The following is a 1,666-nucleotide window of genomic DNA, read 5'->3' as shown; positions in this document are numbered from 1 at the left end:
GGCGACCGCGGGCGAGGACGATGCCTGGGTGCGCGAGCGGATGGGGGAGGCGGCGGTGATCGTGCTCGACCTCGCCGCCGAACCGCTGCGGCTCCTGCCGATGGCGCGCGAGACCGGAGTCCCGATCTGGGTCGACGTGCACGACTACGACGGTGAGGCCGAGTTCCACCGCCCGTTCCTGGCGGCGGCGGACGCGGTGTTCTGCAATGCGGATCGCCTCCCGGACCCGGTCGCATTCCTGCACTCCCGCATCGCCGCCGGTGCCTCACTCGCCGTGTGCACGCTCGGGGCCGAGGGCGCAGTGGCCGTGGATGCGGAGGGGGTCGAGTATCGGGTGGCGGCCGTGCCCGTCGAGGTCATCGACACGAACGGTGCGGGCGACGCCTTCCTCGCGGGCGTGCTCGACGCGCGCCTGGACGGCGCGGGAGTCGGCGCGGCACTCGAGGTGGGCGCCCGGACAGCCGCTACCGTCCTCCGTTCGCGACACCTGCATCCGCTGTTGGATGCGGTCATCGACGCGGGGGAGTGAGTCTCAGGGCGCGAGCGGCGCGAGGAACTCCTCGGTGAGTCGCGTGACCTCGTCGTGCATCTCGTCCGTCGAGATCGTCGGGGTGCCGTCGCCGTCCTGCGGGCCGTAATCCCCGAAAGACGCGTGCGATGCGCCGTCGATCTCCACCATCTCGGCGTCAGCGGGCAGCAGGTCGCGCGCGTCGGCGATCTTCTCCGGAGTGGAGAGGCCGTCTTCGCTGCCCGAGATGCTGAGGACCGGAAGGCCGCTGTCCGACACGTCGGTCGCGCAGTACGAGCCGAACAGCACCAGCGCGTCGGCATCCGCTGCGAGCTGGCAAGCACGGACGCCCCCGAGCGAGTGCCCGCCGACACCCCAGACATCGATATCCGGGGCGGCCGAGGTGAAAGCGTCGAGTCCGCGCGGGTCGAAGAAGGCCAGGTTCAGCCAGGGGCGGGTGATCACGACCGTGGTTCCCTCCTCGGCGAGCCCCTGGAGGATGGCCGCGTAGGCCCACGGGTCGACCTTGGCGCCGGGGATGAAGACCAGGCCGAGATCCGAGTCGCCGTCGGCGGGGGCGAGCACGATGCCCTCGTCCGCGTCGGTGACGGTGATCGCGGGGTTCTCCCGCACGCTCGCGAGCGGCTCCGGCTCGGCGGCCATGACACCGATCTGCGTGTACGCGAGGACGCCGACCACCGCCAGCACCAGCACGATCGCGAGACTCCACAGCACACGTTTCAGGACCCGGCGGCCACGCTTCTTCTGCACGGATCAACGCTACCCCGCGTCACCACGCTTCCGGGCGACGGCCGGGTGCGTGCGGAGGTACTCCTCGAAGGCCTCCCGCGTCGTGCGGCGCGGGGTGTAGCCGAACTCCTCCTTCAGCCGACGGTTCGCCAGCACCGGACGGTACCGGAGGAACGGGACCTTCTCCGGTCCGTGCGGGGTGAGCCGCAGCGTCCGTCCGATCCGCAGTGCCGTCGACAGCGCCCACGCGGGCAGCACGAGCTGCGGCTTGCCGAGACGAGCGGCGATCTCCGGCACCGTCATCCGCCCGTCACCCGCGACGTTGAAGATGCCGGCCGGGCCGTCGGTCGCCGCCCGCACCATCGCGGCCGCCACGTCGTCGACCCAGACGAACACGAAGGGCGACTC

The 1,666-nt window shown here is 71.5% G+C and carries 3 protein-coding genes; 1 reads left to right on the top strand and 2 read right to left on the bottom strand.

Features of this window, described 5'->3' with window-relative positions; all coding sequences use genetic code 11:
- A partial coding sequence (locus ACNPM4_RS06310) for a carbohydrate kinase family protein (RefSeq protein ID WP_448985097.1) occupies positions 1 to 529 on the top strand: 529 nt, incomplete at its 5' end.
- Positions 530 to 532: 3 nt separating this feature from the next.
- Here ACNPM4_RS06310 and ACNPM4_RS06305 read toward each other — a convergent pair.
- Together ACNPM4_RS06305 and ACNPM4_RS06300 are read right to left on the bottom strand one after the other, a co-directional pair.
- Positions 533 to 1,279 carry an alpha/beta hydrolase gene (locus tag ACNPM4_RS06305; protein WP_029262546.1) on the bottom strand — a complete coding sequence of 249 codons (747 nt, stop codon included), beginning with the start codon at positions 1,277 to 1,279 and terminating at the stop codon, positions 533 to 535.
- Positions 1,280 to 1,288: 9 nt separating this feature from the next.
- Positions 1,289 to 1,666, bottom strand: a 378-nt coding sequence (locus tag ACNPM4_RS06300; RefSeq protein WP_473965300.1) for a Rossmann-fold NAD(P)-binding domain-containing protein, incomplete at its 5' end; no start/stop codon positions are given.

The sequence above is a fragment of the Microbacterium umsixpiens genome, from assembly GCF_053543675.1.
The sequence above is the reverse complement of the archived record's forward strand: the minus strand, read 5'-3'. Positions and strand labels throughout refer to the sequence as shown.